The following is a 17,093-nucleotide window of genomic DNA, read 5'->3' on the forward strand; positions in this document are numbered from 1 at the left end:
GAGATCATTCTGTCCTTATCAGCAAAAATGGAAATGAGAGATGACGATGCAATCCGGCAGGTTTGACTTGGGTACGCTGATCCTGCCTCGCCCCTATCTTCTGTTTCTGGGTGACGCGACCGAGCGCGGTTTTGCCAAGACCGCGTTGGGTCTGGCCGATTGGGCGCCGGACCTGTGCATCGGTGAATATGGCTTGCCCGGTTGCACCGTAACCGCGGGGCTACCGCGTCTCACTCCGGCAGAAGCCAGGGAAAAGGGCGCACGCGCGCTCGTGATCGGCGTAGCCAATGTCGGCGGCGTCATTCCCGATCAATGGATGGATGCCTTGGTCGACGCGCTGGAACAGGGCTTCGATCTGGTCAGCGGCATGCACGCCAAATTGGTCAGCTTCCCGCGCCTTGCACAGGTCGCGGCGCAGACCGGACGCCAATTGATCGACATACGTACGCCGCCGCAAGGCATCCCGATCGCGACCGGGCGCAAGCGTAGTGGCAAGCGGTTGCTGACCGTGGGCACCGACTGTGCACTGGGCAAGAAATATACGGCGCTCGCCATTGCCGATGCTTTCAAGGCGCGCGGCATCGACGCCGATTTCCGCGCCAGCGGCCAGACCGGCATCATGATTGCGGGATCGGGCATGCCGATGGATTGCGTCATATCCGATTTCCTTGCCGGCGCAGCCGAGATATTAAGCCCGGATGCGCCACCGGAGCATTGGGATGTGATCGAAGGGCAGGGATCGTTATTTCACCCTGCTTATGCGACCGTGTCGCTGGGCCTGTTGCATGGCAGCCAGCCGGACGTTTTCGTCGTCTGTCATGAGGTCGGCCGGACGCAGATATTGGGCGTCAACGGCTACACCCTGCCCTCCATTCCGCAGGTGATTGAACAGACTATCGCCATGGGCCGCCTAACCAATTCGGCGATCCGCTGCGCTGGTATCAGTCTCAATAGCTCTTCGCTGGACGATGCCGCCGCTACGGTCGAGATCGAACGGCTATCGGCGGAACTGGGCTATCCGGTCGCCGACCCGATCCGCCGAGGCCCCGCCTTCGACCGGCTGCTGGACGCCTGCCTTTCATGAGCGGCGCGGGGGGAGAGAAGGGGGCAAGCTGGTTCCAGCGTTTTCTCCTGCCCGGCTTCGCGCTGAAGGCGGTCATCATCGGCGGCGGCTATGCCACCGGGCGCGAACTGGCGGAATTCTTCCTGCCGAGCGGTCCCTGGGATGGCCTTGCCGGCATGATCCTGGCGATGCTGATCTGGAGCGTTGTCGCCGCCGTCACCTTTCTCTTCGCCCGCATGGTCGGCGCGCGCGACTATCGCAGTTTTTTCGAAGCGTTGCTGGGCCGGGCCTGGTTCATCTTCGAAATCGGCTATCTGCTCTTCATCATCCTGATCCTGGCCGTTTTCGGCGCGGCGGCAGGCGCGATTGCGCAGGCTGCGTTCGGCGCCGCGCCGATCGTCGGTACGCTGGCATTGATGGCGGGCATCGGTCTGTTTGCCACCTTCGGCAATGCCTCGGTCGAGCAGCTGTTCAAATGGGTGTCGTTCCTGCTCTACGGCGTCTATGCGCTGTTTCTGATCCTGGCGCTGACCGGTTTCGGTGACCGGATCGGGCAGGGTTTCGCGGTGCCAGCGTCCGCCGATGGCTGGGCTCTGGGCGGCCTCACCTATGCCGGTTACAATATCATCGGCGCGGTCGTGATCCTGCCTGTCTTGCGGCACATGCGGTCGGATCGCGACGCGCTGGTGGCGGGATTGATCGCCGGGCCGCTCGCCATGGCACCGGCCATCGCCTTCTTCATCTGCATGATCGCCTTCTATCCCGGCATCGCGCAGGAAATACTGCCATCCGATTTTCTGCTCGGGCAGCTTGGGAGTCCGACTTTCCATCTGCTCTTCCAGCTGATGATCTTCGCCGCGCTGCTGGAAAGCGGCACCGGGGCGGTCCATGCCGTCAATGAACGCATCGCCAAGGCCTGGCATATCCGGCGCGGCGCGGTGCTGGGCAATCCGGCGCGGCTGGGCATCGCGCTCTTCATTCTGACGGGTTGCATGCTGGTGGCCGATCGGGTCGGCCTCGTCGCTTTGATCGCTACGGGCTATCGCGCGCTCGCCTATATTTTCCTGACGGTTTACGTCCTGCCGCTGCTGACCATCGGCCTTGTCCGGCTGGCCAAGCGGCGACCTGCATATCAAGCGGAGGTCGCATGAAACAGTTTTTGATCGCCCTCGCTCTGACCTCCACATCGGTCTACGCCGCGCCACCTGTCGATTTCGACACGCGCGTCGAGGCGCTGCGCAACGCCGTGGGCGTGCCGGGCGTAGGCATAGCCATTGTGGAAAAGGGCCAGACGGTGCTCGCCAAAGGCTATGGCGTCAAACGTCTGGGGGGAAACGATCCGGTGACGCCGCATACGCTGTTCGCCACCGGATCGACCGGCAAGGCGGTGACGGCGGCGGCGCTCGCAACCTTGGTGGATCAGGGGAAGATCGACTGGGACGACAAGGTGATCGATCGTCTGCCCGGCTTCCAGATGTGGGACAGCTGGGTCACGCGCGAAATGACGATCCGCGACCTGCTGGTCCATCGGTCCGGTCTGGGTCTGGGCGCGGGCGACCTGCTGTTCGTGCCGCGGAGCAACCTGTCGCGCGCGGAAGCCGTGCGGAGACTGCGCTATATCAAGCCCGCTACCAGCTTCCGCAGCGACTATGCCTATGACAATATCCTCTACATGGTCGCAGGTCAGCTGATCGAGACGGTTACGGGCCAGACATGGGAAGCCTATGTGAAGGACGATGTCTTCAAGGTCGCCGGCATGACGGACTCGGTCAGCGACGATCCCGACCGTTTCGCCAATCCCGATCGCGCCCAGCCCCATGCGCGCATGAATGGCGGTCTACGCGGCGCCGGCGATCAGGAGGTGCTGGACGAACGCGATGGCCTGGCCCGCAACGCGGCGCCGGCTGGTGGCCTTGCGGTCAGTCCGGTCGATATGGGCAAATGGCTGGCGCTGCAACTGGCGCAGGGCAAGCTACCAAGCGGCGGCCAGCTATATGGTTCGGCGCAGGCGCAGCAGATGTGGCGCCCGGCCACGCTGATGCCGATCGCACCCAAGCCGCCCGAGCTGGCGCTGACCCAGCCTAAATTCCTCAGCTATGCGCTGGGCTGGCATGTGCAGGATTATCGTGGTGCGAAGATCCTGCAACATGGCGGCGCGGTCTTCGGCTTCCAGACCATGGTCGTGCTGATGCCCGAACAGGATGTCGGTTTCGCGGTCGAGATCAACAGCGAGGATGGCGAACTGGTGCAGGGCCTCGTCTACGAATTGCTGGATCATTATCTGGGCCTGCCGTCGCAGGACTGGCCGGCCCGGTTCCGGGCTTTCAAGGCGAAGAGGGTTGCAGATGGCTTGGCCGCGTTCAAGGCGAAGGGGGCCGCCTCGGCTAAATCCAACCCCTCGCTGCCGCTGGCCCGCTATGCCGGCACCTATCGCGATCCCTGGTATGGCGACATCGTCGTGGGTCAGGACAGGCAGGGCCTGACCATCGACTTCCGCTCTACCCCGCGCATGGGTGGGCGGTTGAGCCATTTCCAATATGACAGCTTTTTGACCCGCTTCGACGACAAGACGATCGAGCCGGCCTATGTCAGCTTCGGTCTGGATGCCGATGGAAAGGTGGAGCGCGTGACGATGAAGCCGGCCTCACCCATCGCAGACTTCAGCTACGACTATCAGGACCTGCTCTTCACCCCGGTCAAACCCTGACGGCAATGACTTTTCGATCCTCGTCACCCCGGGCGTGATCCGGGGGGGGGGCAGCATCTTGTCTCCACCGATTGAAGAAAGCGGGATCCCGGATCAAGTCCGGGATGACCAGTGTGCAGCGCCTCAACCCTTGCGTGGCGCGCGCTTCTTGACCTCGTTCTGGGTCACATGATGGTGCGCGTCATGCATCAGGTTGGACAGATCCTCTTCCGCGCTGGACATGACGCCGATGGTCAGCGTTTCCTTGAAGCCGGGTGCGCAGACATAGGCATGGCCCATGCCTGAATCGATATAGATGGACTCGCCGGCTTTCAGTTCGATCGGATCATAAAATTCGGTGTGGACGATGATGGCGCCTTCCACCACATAGATGAATTCTTCGCCCGAATGGCGCACCAGCTGGCCGAATTCCTCGATCGTCTGGGCATGGATGCGGGTCACGACCGGAACCATGCGCTTCTGCCGCAATTCGGTGCAGAGATAATAATATTCATAATTGGACGTATCGACGCGCACGGCGCTGTCGATCGTCCCGACGCTGCGCCGGCCCATGATGGCGGTCGGCGAACTGGATTCCGATTGAACGAACAGATCGGCGATGCTGATGTTCAGCCGTTCGCTCAACTGCACCAGCTTGTCATATGTCAGGGACAGCCGGTCATGCTCCACCTTGGACAAAGTGGACACCGGTATGCCGCAACGCTGGCTCATTTCTTTCAGCGTCCACCCATTGCGGGTCCGCAGGTCCGTAATCACCGCGCCCAGGGTCCGTCGACCGCCTGCCATTCAACTCGCTCCTGTATTACCCTGCACGAACGGACCTTGTCTGCCCTGTTCGAAAACCCCGCCATAATTTAGCATCGCCCGTCCGGGATGCGCAATGCGCTCCCATAGGGGCTTTGCTCCGGCCCGACCTGTTGCAAAGGCCCTGCGGCCTGTGCCGGCGAAGGCCTTCTCATCAAACTCGCTTTGCATGCACGCGATCCCTTTTCCATCGAAAATATGTCCTGATAGGAGAATTTCCTTTGCAAAACGGCTCGTCGCGGCACGCGGCCATTTTCGGATGGAAGACAAAATGGAAAGTCCGTGCTAATTCAGAAAACCGCGTCCATCCGTCGGGCGTGAGCAGGGAGTAAATGGAACGGATGGCAGCCACCCCCAAGCCTGGCGTCGATCATGGTCCCGGCGCGTTCCTGCGCGAATTTCGCACCGCGCATGGCCTCACCCTGGCCGCGGCGAGCCGAAAGACCGGCCTGCCCGTCTCGACCCTGTCCAAGGTGGAGACGGGTAAAATGTCCCTCAGCTATGAGAAGCTGGTGAAGGTCAGCAGCGGCCTCGGCATCGATATTACCCAGCTTTTCTCGGGCGCCGCCTCCACCGCGCCGGTGGCGCAAATGCCCACGGGCCGCCGTAGCATTACGCTGGCAGGGGAGGGGCCGACGATCCGCACGGCCGCCTATCATTACAGTTATCCTTCCGCCGATCTGCTCAACAAGCAATTGAATCCCATGATCCTGGAGGTCGGCGCCCGGTCGATCGTCGAATTTGGCGAGTTGATGCGTCATCCGGGTGAGGAATATGCCTTCGTCATTGAAGGGCAATGCGAATTTCATAGCGATATCTATGCCCCATCGCTGCTGAAGACAGGCGATTCCATCTATTTCGACGCATCCATGGGCCATGCCTATGTTGCGGTGGGGAATGGGCCCTGCCGTATCCTGTGCGTCTGTTCGGCCAAGGACGCCGAACTCAAATCGACCTTGAATTCGATCGCCTTGGGCCACTCATAACTATCTATATTTAGGTCATTTTTCATTTATATCGGCGTTAGATGGCGCCCATCCCTTGTCTATTGACAATTCGACACAATAATTATCATATTAGAAAATATTTCCATATTGGAAATTTATCCTATGATATAGCGGTCGGGGAGAGGGGTGGCATGCGGACATTGTGCAAAGGGATCGTTTTGGTCCTTCTGGCTTGGATGGGGCAGGCGATCGCCCAACCCTCCGTCGCCCGACCGCTCGCCGTCCTGCAGGAGGCAGCCTCCGGACCCTACACGAAGTCCGCGCCGCACAGACTCGATAAGGCCGATGTCGATGCCTGGCTGGACGGCTTCATGCCCTATGCGCTGCAACGCGGGGATGCCGCCGGCGCTGTCGTCGTCGTGGTCAAGGATGGGCAAATCCTGACCCAGCGCGGCTTTGGCTATGCGGATGTCGCAACCCGCCGCCCGGTCGACCCGGAGAGGACGCTGTTCCGTCAGGCTTCCATCTCGAAGCTCATTACCTGGACCGCCGTCATGCAAATGGTGGAGGAAGGGAAGATCGACCTCGACCGGGACGTGAACGCTTATCTGGATTTCAAAATTCCCGACCGCTTCGGCAAGCCGGTCACGATGCGCAACCTCATGACCCATCGTGGCGGTTTCGAGGAAGTGCAGCGCGGCCTCAACAGCTACGACATCAAGGATATTCCGGCGCTCGACGTCGCGTTGAAGCGGCAGATTCCGGCGCGCATTTTCCCGCCCGGCGCGACGCCGGCCTATTCCAACTATGGCACGACGCTGGCCGCCTATATCGTCCAGCGCGTGTCGGGCGAGGCTTTCGATATCTATGCCCAGCGACATATCTTTGCGCCGGCCGGGATGCGCTACTCCAGCCTCAGCCAGCGCTTGCCGGCCAGCCTTCAGGCGGTGATGGCCAGCGGTTATGGCCGGGGATCGGGCAAGCCCACCCCGCTCGAATTGAACAGCTTCTGGCCCGCAGGCGGCATGAGCGCATCCGGCGCCGACATGGGCCGTTTCATGATCGCGCATCTGGCGGAGCGCGGCGTGCTGTTGCGGCCGGACACGGCGCATCTGATGCACGACACGATCCTGAAGTCGATCCCCGCGCTCAACGGCATGGCGCTCGGCTTTTACGAGCAGAATATCAATGGCCGCCGCGCGCTCTCCCATGCTGGCGACACGCTGACCTTCCACAGCCAGCTCTGGCTGCTGCCAAATGAGAAGGTCGGCATCTACATGTCGATGAATGCGGCGGGCACGGACAAGCTGTCCGGCGCGATCCGCAGTCATATGTTCGATGCCTTTGCCGACCGCTATTTCCCCGCCGATCATAAGGAGGATGGCCGGGTCGATGACGCGACCGCCCGTGCGCATGCGCGCATGATGGTCGGTACCTATAACAAGACGCGCCGGTTGGAGACGAGTTTCCTCAAAGCGATGGAAGTTGTGGGCGGCCAGATCAGCGTCGGGCTGGACGCGAAGGGCGGCCTGCTGCTCAAGGCGGCGCCGGCGCTGGGGGGCGCACCGCGCAACTGGATCGAGGTCGCGCCCTTCGTCTGGCACGCTGCCGATGGGCATATGCGCCTCGCCGCACAGGTGGAAAATGGTAAGGTGGTGCGCTTCGGCCTCGACAGTTCCTCACCCTATATGCTGTTTGAGCCGGTACCCTGGTATCTGTCCGCCCGCTGGATCAGCCCCGCGTTGCTCGTCAGTCTTGGCACGCTGACCCTCACTTTCCTGTCATGGCCAATCATTGCGTTGCTGCGCCGCCGTTACGCTGCTCAGCCCGTGCAGAGTGTCGCGATATGGCGCGCCTATCGCTTGTCGCGAGCCTTTGCCGGATTGGCGGTGGGCGTCATGGTCTGCTGGCTATTGTTCGTCAGCAAGCTGGTCAGCGATTTTTCGTCCATGAACGGTGAACTCGACTGGGCGCTCGTCACGCTACAGGTAACGACGCCGGTGGCCCTGGGCGGCCTTCTGGGCGCGGGGCTGTGGTACGCGCTGCTCAGTTGGCGGCGTGCCGGCATGCGCTTTGCGAAAGTCTGGAGCCTCCTTCTGGTCGCCGACGCGACGCTGCTGCTGTGGGTCGGCATCGCCTTTCACCTGATCGGATTTGGATTAAATTTCTAATTAGAGAATTATTGGCTTGAAATTCTCTTTATGGAGAAATACTGTTGCGCCACATCAACGGTACAGGGCATGGACGGGAGTCGCGATGGACGCGCCCTTCATGCCCGACTCCCATCGACAGGTGAGACAGGTGTTTCTTCAGACAATCGACCATGCCGCCGACGCGCAAGCGCCCCTCCAGTCGCTGCCCCAGCCCTATCTGCTGTTCCTGGGCGACACGGTGGAGGAAGGCTTTGCCAAGACCGCCTTTGGCCTGCGTGACTGGGCGCCAGACAAATGCACGGGCGAATATGCGCTGGTGGGTGCGGCCGTCAGCACCGGCCTGCCGGCGATGACCCCGCAAGAGGCACAGCGGGCAGGTGCCCGATCGCTATTGATCGGTGTCGCCAATAGCGGCGGCGTTCTGGCCGACAATTGGTTGCCGGCCCTGGTCGAGGCGTTGGAGGCGGGGCTGGATATTGTCAGCGGCCTGCACATGCGTCTGTCGGAATCGCCGGTCCTGGCGGCGACGGCGGAGCGTCTTGGCCGCCGGTTGATCGACGTGCGCCATCCGCCCCGCGACATCCAGGTCGGCACCGGGCGCAAGCGGAGCGGCAAGCGGTTGCTGACCGTCGGCACCGATTGCGCGCTGGGCAAGAAATATACGGCGCTCGCCGTCGCGCGCGCCTTTGCCGATCGCGGCGTTTCCACCGATTTCCGCGCCACCGGCCAAACCGGCATCATGATCGCGGGCGGTGGCGTGCCGATGGACGCTGTCGTCTCCGATTTCGAGGCTGGCGCGGCTGAAATGCTTAGCCCCGATGCCGCGCCCGACCATTGGGATGTGATCGAGGGACAAGGTTCGCTCTTCCATCCTGCCTATGCGGCGGTATCCATGGGCCTGCTGCATGGCAGCCAGCCCGATTGCATCATCGTCTGCCACCACCCCGGCCGAACGGAAATGCTGGGTACGCCCGGCTATGCCCTCCCGAGCGTGGAGGAGGTGATCGATCTCAATCTGCGTATCGGATCGCGCACCAATGCCGCCATTCGTTGCGCCGGCCTGTCCTTCAACACTGCGCATCTGAGCGCGGAGCAGGCGCATGCGCTGATGGAGGCCGAAAGCCAGCGGCTGGGCCTGCCCGTGGCCGATCCGATCCGGGGCGGAGCCGCTTTCGACCGGCTGATCGACCGCTGCCTCGCATGACGATATCGGCGCCCGTCCGGCCCGGCATGGGTAAGCGCATAAGGCGATGGGCCGCGCGTATCCTGCTTGGCCTGCTGGCGCTGATCCTGCTGCTGGTCGTGGCCGGCGCGCTTTACGAAGTCTGGGGTCGTTATAACGCCAGTCGCCTCTATCCGCCGCCAGGTCGATTGGTCGATATTGGCGGGCGCCGCATCCATATCGACTGCCGCGGTACGGGATCGCCGACCGTCATCCTGGAATCCGGCCTGGGATCGGGCGGATCGGTGGACTGGGCGCGGGTGCATGATGCACTGGCGCGTCACACCCGCACCTGCGCCTATGACCGCGCCGGTATCATGTGGAGCGATCCCAAGCCCGGCCCGCAAAATGCCGCTGCCGTGGCGGACGATCTTCACGCCACGCTCGCCGCCGTGGGCATCAGCGGCCCGCTGGTGCTGGTGGGCCATTCGATCGGTGGCCCCTACACCCGTGTCTATACCGGCCGCTATGGCGATCAGGTCGCGGGACTGGTGATGGTCGATGCCTCCCATCCCGATCAGGTGGCGCGCTTGCGCCAAGTGGTGAAGGCCAATGTCGATCCGGGCAAGGTCGTTGATATCGTCCGCATCGCGAACGCCCTGTCCTGGACGGGCCTTGTCCGCCTCATGACGAACGGCCAGATGCCCAACCTGCCAACCGAAGCGGGCGCCAAGATCGGCGCTTATACCAGCCATTCGATCGGCGGCGCACTCAGCGAATTGCAGGGCTTCGATCGCACCATGGATCAGGCGCGCATCGTGCGTAGCTTTGGCGATCGCCCGTTGATCGTGCTGACTGCCATGGCGCCCTATACGCCTGCGCAGTTGAAGAGCCTGGAGCTATCGCCACAGGATGGCGCGCGGATGAAGCAGGTCTGGAAGTCGCTGCAGGCCGAAATGGCCGCCATGTCGACCCATGGCAGTCAGCAGACCGTGCCGGATTCCGGCCATTATATTCAGATCGACCGGCCCGATATCGTGATCGCGGCGGTCGATCGGGTCGTCGATGCCGTGCGCGCCCGGCAAGCGCCGCGGTCAGGTCGCAACATAGGGGAGAAATGAAGATGAAGCGTGCCTTGCTCTGTAGCGCCATGGCGCTGTTGCTCGTAGCCAATGCGCCTGCCGCCGATTATGACGTCGTCATCCGGGGCGGGCGGGTGCTGGACGGCGCCGGCAACCCGTGGGTTCGCGCCGATGTCGCAATCAAGGGCGGGCGCGTCGTGCAAGTCGGGCAGGTGGCCGGCCATGGCGCGAAGGAAATCGACGCAAAGGGCCGTTACGTCTCCCCCGGATTCATCGACATGATGGATCAGTCGGGCGGCGTGCTGCTGAAGAACGGCGCGGCGGAAAACAAGCTGCGCATGGGCGTCACCACCGTTATCGCGGGGGAAGGCGGCACCCCGGTCGAGGCGGCGCAGATCCCCTCCTATTTCGCTCAGCTTGAGAAGCAGGGCATTTCCGTCAATTTCGGCAGCTATTATTCCACCACGCAAGCGCGGATGAAGGCGATGGGCGACGGCGCCGGCAACCCGACGCCGGCGCAAATGGACATCATGCGCAAGGAAGTGCGTACTGCCATGGAGGCGGGCGCATTCGGCGTAACCAGCGCGCTCATCTATCCGCCGAGCAGCTTTGCCACCACCGCCGATCTCATCTCCATGGCGAAAGTGTCGGCCCAATGCGGCGGCTTTTACGCCACCCATATGCGCGACGAGAGCGGTGATCTGGTAAAGGCGGTCAACGAAGCGATCGAGATCGGCGAGACATCGGGCGCGAAGGTCGAAATCTTCCATCTGAAGGCCGCCTTCGCGCCGGGCTGGGGCAAGCTGATGCCCGAAGCGATCGCGGCGGTGAACGCGGCCCGTGCGCGCGGGGTCGATGTCGCGGCGGACCTTTATCCCTATACCGCCGGCGGTACCGGGCTGGAGATCATCGCCCCCAGCTGGGTCTGGGCCGATGGCGTGCAAAAGGGGATCGAGCGGCTGAAAGATCCCAAACTGCGCGAGCGGATGAAGAAGGAAGTCGCCGCTGGCTCCATGCCTGGCTGGTCGAACCTCGTGCAGGCATCGGGCGGTTTCGGCAATGTCATCCTAGCCAATGGTTTCAGCCAGAAATATGCGCCCTATCATGGTCAGAGCCTGGAGAAGATCGGCGCCGCGCTGAAGCGTGATCCGGCCGATGTGGCCTGGGACATCTTGCTGGAGGGGCTGCCCAACCGGTCCGTCGCCCTCTATTTCATGATGAATGAAGGCGATATCGAAACCGCCTTGCATCAGCCCTGGGTCAGCATCGGCAGCGATGCCGCCGCGTCGGAGAAGTTCGGCGAGATGGACGCGCTCGGCCTGCCGCACCCGCGCGCCTATGGCACGTTCCCGCGCATCATCGCCGAATATGTGAAGCGCCGCCCGGTCCTGTCGCTGGAGGATGCGGTGCGCAAGATGACCGGCTGGCCCGCCCAGCGCATGGGCCTCACCGATCGCGGCCTGATCCGCGACGGGATGCGTGCCGACATCGTGATCTTCGATCTCGAAAGGCTGGACGACGTCGCCAGTTGGGCCAAGCCGACGGCGGCGCCGACCGGGATCGACACGGTGCTTGTGAACGGCGTCGTGACGATCGAGGATGGCAAGCATAGCGGCGCGAAGGCCGGCGCCGTGCTGCGACACGGCTGCGGCGGCTGAGACGCAAACGGAACAGGGAGGATGAGATGAAGCGGATTTTATGGACGGCGCTGGCGACCAGCATGTTGGCGACGCCGGCGCTGGCGCAGGACAACCCCTTGGCCGAGCGTACTTATATCCAGGCCGGGCGTCTGCTCGCCGACCCGGCAACCGGCCGCGTCGATCGCGACAAGACGATCGTGGTGGAAGGCGGCAAGGTCGTCGAGATACGCGATGGCTTCGTCGGTGAGGGCCGAGTGATCGATCTGCGCGACGGCTTCGTCCTGCCCGGCTTCATCGACAGCCATGTGCATATCACCTCTCAATCCGGTCCCGACAGCCGGCTGGACGGCGTCACCAAATCGACCACGGCGCAGGCGTTCGACGGCATCGTCTACGCTAAACGCACCGTGCGGGCCGGCTTCACCACCGTCGCCGATCTCGGCTCCGATCCCGAAGCGATCAACGCGCTGCGCGACGCGATCGCGCAGAAGAAGGTGGTCGGCCCGCGCATCCTGGCCGCCGGTATCGTCGCGGCGCATGGCGGGCATGGCGACGTCCATGGCTATCGACAGGAAATACTCGACCTGTTTCGCCCGACGACTCTCTGTTCAGGCGCCGACGATTGCGCCCGCGCGGTGCGGCAGGCGGTGCAGCAGGGCGCGGACGTCATCAAGACCGCCTCGACCGGCGGCGTCATGTCGGACACGGCTGCCGGCCTTGGCCAGCAGATGAGCGACGCCGAACTTCTCTCCATCGTCGAAACGGCGCACCGGCTGGGGCGCAAGGTCGCGGCCCATGCCCATGGGACGGACGGGGTCAACGCCGCCCTGCGCGCCGGCGTGGATTCGGTCGAACATGGTACCTATCTCGACGCTGAATCCATCCGCCTGTTCAAGGCTAAGGGCAGCTATCTGGTCCCGACCCTGCTGGCCGGCGACACGGTGACGCGGCAGGCGGAAACCGCCGAATGGATGCCCGCAACCGTGCGGGCCAAGGCGCGGATCGTCGGCCCGCTGATGATCGACGCGGTGCGCCGCGCGCGTGCCGCCGGCATCAACATGGCGTTCGGTACCGACTCCGGCGTTTCCGCCCATGGCGACAATGCCCGCGAATTCGCGCTGATGGTACAGGCCGGCCTGCCGCCGATCGACGCGATCCGCGCCGCCACGGTCTGGGCCGCCACCCATGTCGGGCTGGACAAGGAGGTCGGCTCGATCGTCCCCGGCAAGGCGGCGGATATCGTGGCGGTGAAGGCCGATCCGCTGACCGATATCCGCGCGCTCGAAACCATGGCTTTCGTCATGAAGGAAGGGAATGTCGTCCGCGCCGTGGGCGACTGACCCTCTCCTGATCCTTTGCTGACCGACCTGCCCGGACCGGCTTCGCATGGCGATGCCGGACGGTGCTTTTCATGCCCGAAATATGGAGTCTCTCATGCCGCGTCTCACGCTAGACGTTACGGTCGAAACGCTTCGGCTGGCCGAAACCTTCCGCATATCCGGCCGGGCGATCGATAGCGCGGACGTGATCGTCGTCACGTTGGACGATGGCACGCATCGCGGCCGGGGGGAGGCCGCCGGCGTCTATTATATGGGTGACGATATCCCGCATATGCTGGCGATGCTCGACCTCACTCGCCCGGCGATCGAAGCACATCCGACGCGTACGGAATTGCGCGCTATCCTGCCGGCCGGCGGCGCGCGCAATGCGGTCGATGCGGCGCTATGGGATATTGAGGCGCAGCGTTCGGGCAAGCCCGTCTGGCAGTTGGCGAGCCTTGAGGAACCCAGTCCGCTTCGCACCACCTTTACCATCGGTGCCGACGATCCAAAGCGCATGGCCGCCAAGGCGACGGCCCATGCGCAGGCCCGATCGATCAAGATCAAGCTGACCGGCGACCTCGACCTCGATGTCGCACGCGTCACGGCGATCCGCGCCGCGCGGCCCGATATGTGGCTCGGCGTGGACGCCAATCAGGGTTTCGCGATCAACGAGTTGGACAGTCTATTGGCGGCGATGGTGGACGCGAAAGTGTCCCTGATCGAACAGCCCTTGCCACGCGGTCAGGAGGCGGCGCTGGAGGGGCTGGACTCGCCCATCCCTTTGGCGGCCGACGAAAGCGCCCTGACGCTGGACGATGTTGCGGGACTGGTCGGTCGGTTCGACGTCTTCAACATCAAGCTCGATAAATGCGGCGGCCTGACTGAAGGGCTGATGATCGCCGACGCCGCGCGGCAGGCCGGCCTTGGCGTGATGGTCGGCTGCATGGTGGGCAGCAGTCTGGCGATGGCACCGGCTTTCCTGCTGGGACAGGTCTGTGATCTGGTCGATCTCGACGCGCCGCTGTTCCTGGCGCGGGACCATGTGCCTGCCGTCGCCTATAATGGCGGGCTGCTCCATTGCGATAGGGCCGTCTGGGGCGGCTGATCCGTCAGATTTGGCGTGAAAGGGCAGCGCCTTTGGGCGGCTGCCCTTTTTTATGTCTCAATCGGTCGAATATGCATAAGATATTTAGTATACGGTATTTGACTTTTAAATATTTCCGTCGCAGCATCCCGCCTGCAAAAAAGTCAGGGAGACAATCAATGCGGCAATACCGTGTGAAATTATGCTGTGCGGTGGCGGCCGCCGCGCTGCTGCCGGGGGCGGCAATGGCGCAGGCGCCTCAGGCAAGCGAAGCGTCCGGTGCGACGGACATCGTCGTGACGGGGACGCGCATCAAACGCCCCGATCTGGAAAGCAACAGCCCGCAGACCGTCGTGAGTTCCGAAGAATTCCGATATCAGGGCGCAACGACCGTGGAAGGCGTGCTGAACCGCCTGCCCCAATTCACCGCCGACGCGAACGAAAATGTGTCCAACGGATCCGACGGCACATCCAATATCAACCTGCGCAACCTGGGTTCCAACCGCGTACTGGTGCTGGTCAACGGCCAGCGCATGCTGCCGCAACAGGCGATCGATCTCAATTTCGTGCCCAGCAGCCTAGTCGAGCGAGTCGATATTTTGAGCGGCGGCGCATCGGCGGTCTATGGTTCGGACGCGCTGTCGGGTGTCGTCAATTTCGTGCTCAAGGATAATCTGGACGGCATCCGTATCGACGCCCAGACCGGTTTCTACCAGCATGACAATAATAATAGCGCCGTGCGCAGCCTGCTCGACGACAAGGGATATCAGAAGGCCAAGGGCTCCGTCCTGGACGGCGGCAAGCAGGATATCACCATATCGGCGGGCAAGAATTTCGCCGACGGCCGGGGCAACATCACGGCCTATGCCGGCTATCGCCATTATAACCCGGTGCGCCAGTCGACCCGCGACGTGTCTTCCTGCGCCCTGCAACAGGCCGATGATGCCGGCACCGCGCTCTTCTGCGGCGGATCGAGCAATACCCCCTATGGCACCTTCGTACCTTTGGAAGGCGCCTTTCAGGGACAGACGCTGACCAATAACAAGAATGGCACGCAGACTTTCGTGCCTTATGACAACAGCTACGCCTATAATTATGCGCCCGACAATTATTTCCAGCGATCGGAAGAACGCATTACGGCGGGTGCTTTCGCCAAGTTCGAACTGAGCAAGGCGGCCGAAGTCTATGGCAGCTTCATGTTCATGCGCGACCATACCTTCTCGCAGGTCGCGCCTTCGGCCATCTTCCTTGGCTCGCCTTTCGCCATTACGTGCAACAACCCGCTCGCCAGCGCGAGCCAATTGAACACTCTGTGCGGCAGCAAGGCGGGCACGGGCCAGACCGCCGACGCGCTCGTGGGCTATCGCATGTCGATCGCCCCGCGGCGCGACGACCTCAAACATACCGATTATCGCTACACCGCCGGCGTGCGCGGCGATCTGGGCAGCGGTTTCAGCTATGACGTGAACTATCTCTATTCGCTGGTCCGCTTCAAGGAACGCTATCTCAACAATGTCGACGCGATCAAGGCGCAGCGCGCGCTGGATGTCGTGACCGTCAACGGTACGCCGACCTGTCGTTCGGTGGTCGATGGCACCGATCCCAACTGCGTCCCCGTCAATGTCTTTGCAGCGGGCGGCGTGACCGCCGAGCAGGGCGCCTATCTCTTCACCCCCAGCAACACCTCGTCACGCAATGCGCAACAGGTCTTTTCCGGTACGCTGAGCGGCGACCTGGGCCAGATGGGCATTACCAGCCCCTGGGCCAGCCGCGGTGTGGGCATTGCACTGGGCGCCGAACATCGGCGCGAGACGCTGAACTATTTCGCCGATGAGATCGCGCAGCAGGGCGGCGCCACCAATGCGGACGGCATCATCAGCGTGACCGAAGGCTATGGCGAAATCGAAATTCCGTTGATTTCGGACATGCCCTTCATCCGTTCGCTGACGATCAATGGCGGCTTGCGCTATTCGTCCTACAGCAACGAACAGAAATCGACCGGCTTCCAGTCGAAGTTCAATGTCTGGACGTACAAGGGCGAACTCAGCTGGCAACCGGTCGATGACCTGCGCCTGCGCGCCAGTTACAATCATGCCATTCGCGCGCCCAATATCGGCGAACTCTTCGCGTCGCAATCGGTCGGTAATGTCGCGGGGCAGGATCCCTGTTCGGGGGCCAATCCGGTCGCGTCACGGGAAACCTGCGCCCTTACCGGCGTCACCGCCGCCCAATATGGCAATATCATCGAATGCCCGGCGGACACCTGCTCGGCGCTGGGTGGCGGCAACCGTAATTTGCGGCCCGAAACCGCCGATACCATCACGGCAGGCTTCGTCCTGACGCCGCGATCGCTCCGCAACTTCTCGCTGTCGGTCGATTATTACAAGATCAAGGTGAAGGACTATATCGGCGCGCTCGATGCGTCGCTCATCATCAGTCAGTGCGCGGAAACGGGCGATGCCTATTATTGCGGCCTCTTCAACCGCGATCCGCGTTCGGGCGCGATCTTCGGCCAGAATGGCTATATCGTCTCGACCACGCTCAACACCGGCTATCTCAAGACGTCGGGCATCGACATTACGGCTGACTATACTTTTGGCATCGGCAAGATGGGCCGGTTCAACGTCAACATGGTCGGTACCTGGCTGGACAAGCAGGTGGCGCAACCGCTGCCGGGCCTGGGCAGCTACGACTGCAAGGGCCTGTTCGGCTATACCTGCGGTCAGCCCTCTCCAGAATGGCGCCATGTCGCCCGCTTCACCTGGATGGCGCCGAGCGACACCGTCCTCTCGCTGTCCTGGCGCCATATCGGCGGCACCAAGCTGTCGAGCCTGTCGGATAATGCGGCGCTCAGCGGCACGCCGAGCGTGATCAACCGCAAAATCGACGATTATAATTATTTCGATCTTTCGCTGACCCAGTCGATCGGCAAGCAACTGACGCTGCGGGCGGGCATGAACAACATGTTCGACAAGGATCCGCCGGCGATCGCCGCTGGCATCCTGTCGTCGTTCGGCAACGGCAACACCTATCCGGGTGTCTATGACTCGCTGGGCCGCAACATCTTCATCGGTGCGACGGTGAATTTCTAGAAAGGTCCGCCGGCCGGGGTTTCGCCCCGGCCGGCAC

12 protein-coding genes are annotated in these 17,093 nt (G+C 62.7%); 11 read left to right on the forward strand and 1 reads right to left on the reverse strand.

Features of this window, described 5'->3' with window-relative positions:
• Nucleotides 1-40: 40 nt before the first annotated feature.
• The 3 genes from F4U94_RS00780 to F4U94_RS00790 are packed head-to-tail and all read left to right on the forward strand — an operon-like array spanning nucleotide 41 to nucleotide 3,770.
• Nucleotides 41-1,084, forward strand: a complete 1,044-nt coding sequence (locus F4U94_RS00780) for an N-acetyltransferase DgcN family protein (RefSeq protein ID WP_120253193.1) — start codon at nucleotides 41-43, stop codon at nucleotides 1,082-1,084.
• Complete coding sequence (locus F4U94_RS00785) at nucleotides 1,081-2,214, forward strand: YkvI family membrane protein (RefSeq protein ID WP_120253192.1); 1,134 nt, start codon at nucleotides 1,081-1,083, stop codon at nucleotides 2,212-2,214. The genes F4U94_RS00780 and F4U94_RS00785 overlap by 4 nt, the downstream gene beginning before the upstream one ends.
• Nucleotides 2,211-3,770, forward strand: a complete 1,560-nt coding sequence (locus F4U94_RS00790; RefSeq protein WP_120253191.1) for a serine hydrolase — start codon at nucleotides 2,211-2,213, stop codon at nucleotides 3,768-3,770. The genes F4U94_RS00785 and F4U94_RS00790 overlap by 4 nt, the downstream gene beginning before the upstream one ends.
• Nucleotides 3,771-3,893: 123 nt before the next feature.
• Here the strand turns inward: F4U94_RS00790 and F4U94_RS00795 are convergent, their stop codons facing one another.
• Nucleotides 3,894-4,556 carry a helix-turn-helix domain-containing protein gene (locus F4U94_RS00795; protein WP_120253190.1) on the reverse strand — a complete coding sequence of 221 codons (663 nt, stop codon included), beginning with the start codon at nucleotides 4,554-4,556 and terminating at the stop codon, nucleotides 3,894-3,896.
• 359 nt (nucleotides 4,557-4,915) lie between these two features.
• On the opposite strand from F4U94_RS00795, the gene F4U94_RS00800 reads away from it, so the two are divergent.
• The 8 genes from F4U94_RS00800 to F4U94_RS00835 all read left to right on the forward strand — a co-directional run bounded on the left by F4U94_RS00800 (nucleotide 4,916) and on the right by F4U94_RS00835 (nucleotide 17,056).
• Complete coding sequence (locus F4U94_RS00800) at nucleotides 4,916-5,560, forward strand: helix-turn-helix domain-containing protein (protein WP_246171461.1); 645 nt, start codon at nucleotides 4,916-4,918, stop codon at nucleotides 5,558-5,560.
• 179 nt (nucleotides 5,561-5,739) lie between these two features.
• Nucleotides 5,740-7,692, forward strand: a complete 1,953-nt coding sequence (locus tag F4U94_RS00805) for a serine hydrolase domain-containing protein (RefSeq protein WP_232016301.1) — start codon at nucleotides 5,740-5,742, stop codon at nucleotides 7,690-7,692.
• A gap of 130 nt (nucleotides 7,693-7,822) precedes the next feature.
• Nucleotides 7,823-8,878 (forward strand): N-acetyltransferase DgcN family protein, encoded by a 1,056-nt coding sequence (locus F4U94_RS00810; RefSeq protein WP_246171460.1) that lies wholly within the window; start codon nucleotides 7,823-7,825, stop codon nucleotides 8,876-8,878.
• The gene (locus F4U94_RS00815; RefSeq protein ID WP_120253187.1) at nucleotides 8,875-9,957 is read left to right on the forward strand and encodes an alpha/beta fold hydrolase; all 1,083 of its coding nucleotides are present in this window, start codon (nucleotides 8,875-8,877) and stop codon (nucleotides 9,955-9,957) included. Before F4U94_RS00810 ends, F4U94_RS00815 begins: the two co-directional genes overlap by 4 nt.
• A complete protein-coding gene (locus F4U94_RS00820; protein WP_211363288.1) occupies nucleotides 9,954-11,576 on the forward strand; it encodes an N-acyl-D-amino-acid deacylase family protein in 1,623 nt (540 codons plus the stop codon). Before F4U94_RS00815 ends, F4U94_RS00820 begins: the two co-directional genes overlap by 4 nt.
• Before the next feature lie 26 nt (nucleotides 11,577-11,602).
• Nucleotides 11,603-12,898, forward strand: a complete 1,296-nt coding sequence (locus F4U94_RS00825; protein ID WP_120253185.1) for a metal-dependent hydrolase family protein — start codon at nucleotides 11,603-11,605, stop codon at nucleotides 12,896-12,898.
• A 94-nt stretch (nucleotides 12,899-12,992) separates the two neighbouring features.
• Complete coding sequence (locus tag F4U94_RS00830) at nucleotides 12,993-13,985, forward strand: dipeptide epimerase (RefSeq protein ID WP_120253184.1); 993 nt, start codon at nucleotides 12,993-12,995, stop codon at nucleotides 13,983-13,985.
• Nucleotides 13,986-14,143: 158 nt separating this feature from the next.
• A complete protein-coding gene (locus F4U94_RS00835; RefSeq protein ID WP_120253183.1) occupies nucleotides 14,144-17,056 on the forward strand; it encodes a TonB-dependent receptor domain-containing protein in 2,913 nt (970 codons plus the stop codon).
• The last annotated feature ends 37 nt before the right edge of the window (nucleotides 17,057-17,093 follow it).

The sequence above is a fragment of the Sphingobium limneticum genome (genome assembly GCF_008710155.1).
Taxonomy (GTDB): domain Bacteria; phylum Pseudomonadota; class Alphaproteobacteria; order Sphingomonadales; family Sphingomonadaceae; genus Sphingobium; species Sphingobium limneticum.

Excerpts from the sequence above, each read along its gene's own strand:
- F4U94_RS00785 (WP_120253192.1), top strand. The coding sequence starts at position 1,081 with ATGAGCGGCGCGGGGGGAGAGAAGGGGGCAAGCTGGTTCCAGCGTTTT.
- F4U94_RS00835 (WP_120253183.1), top strand. The coding sequence starts at position 14,144 with ATGCGGCAATACCGTGTGAAATTATGCTGTGCGGTGGCGGCCGCCGCG.
- F4U94_RS00800 (WP_246171461.1), top strand. The coding sequence starts at position 4,916 with ATGGCAGCCACCCCCAAGCCTGGCGTCGATCATGGTCCCGGCGCGTTC.
- F4U94_RS00830 (WP_120253184.1), top strand. The coding sequence starts at position 12,993 with ATGCCGCGTCTCACGCTAGACGTTACGGTCGAAACGCTTCGGCTGGCC.
- F4U94_RS00815 (WP_120253187.1), top strand. The coding sequence starts at position 8,875 with ATGACGATATCGGCGCCCGTCCGGCCCGGCATGGGTAAGCGCATAAGG.
- F4U94_RS00780 (WP_120253193.1), top strand. The coding sequence starts at position 41 with ATGACGATGCAATCCGGCAGGTTTGACTTGGGTACGCTGATCCTGCCT.
- F4U94_RS00790 (WP_120253191.1), top strand. The coding sequence starts at position 2,211 with ATGAAACAGTTTTTGATCGCCCTCGCTCTGACCTCCACATCGGTCTAC.
- F4U94_RS00825 (WP_120253185.1), top strand. The coding sequence starts at position 11,603 with ATGAAGCGGATTTTATGGACGGCGCTGGCGACCAGCATGTTGGCGACG.
- F4U94_RS00795 (WP_120253190.1), bottom strand. The coding sequence starts at position 4,556 with ATGGCAGGCGGTCGACGGACCCTGGGCGCGGTGATTACGGACCTGCGG.
- F4U94_RS00820 (WP_211363288.1), top strand. The coding sequence starts at position 9,954 with ATGAAGATGAAGCGTGCCTTGCTCTGTAGCGCCATGGCGCTGTTGCTC.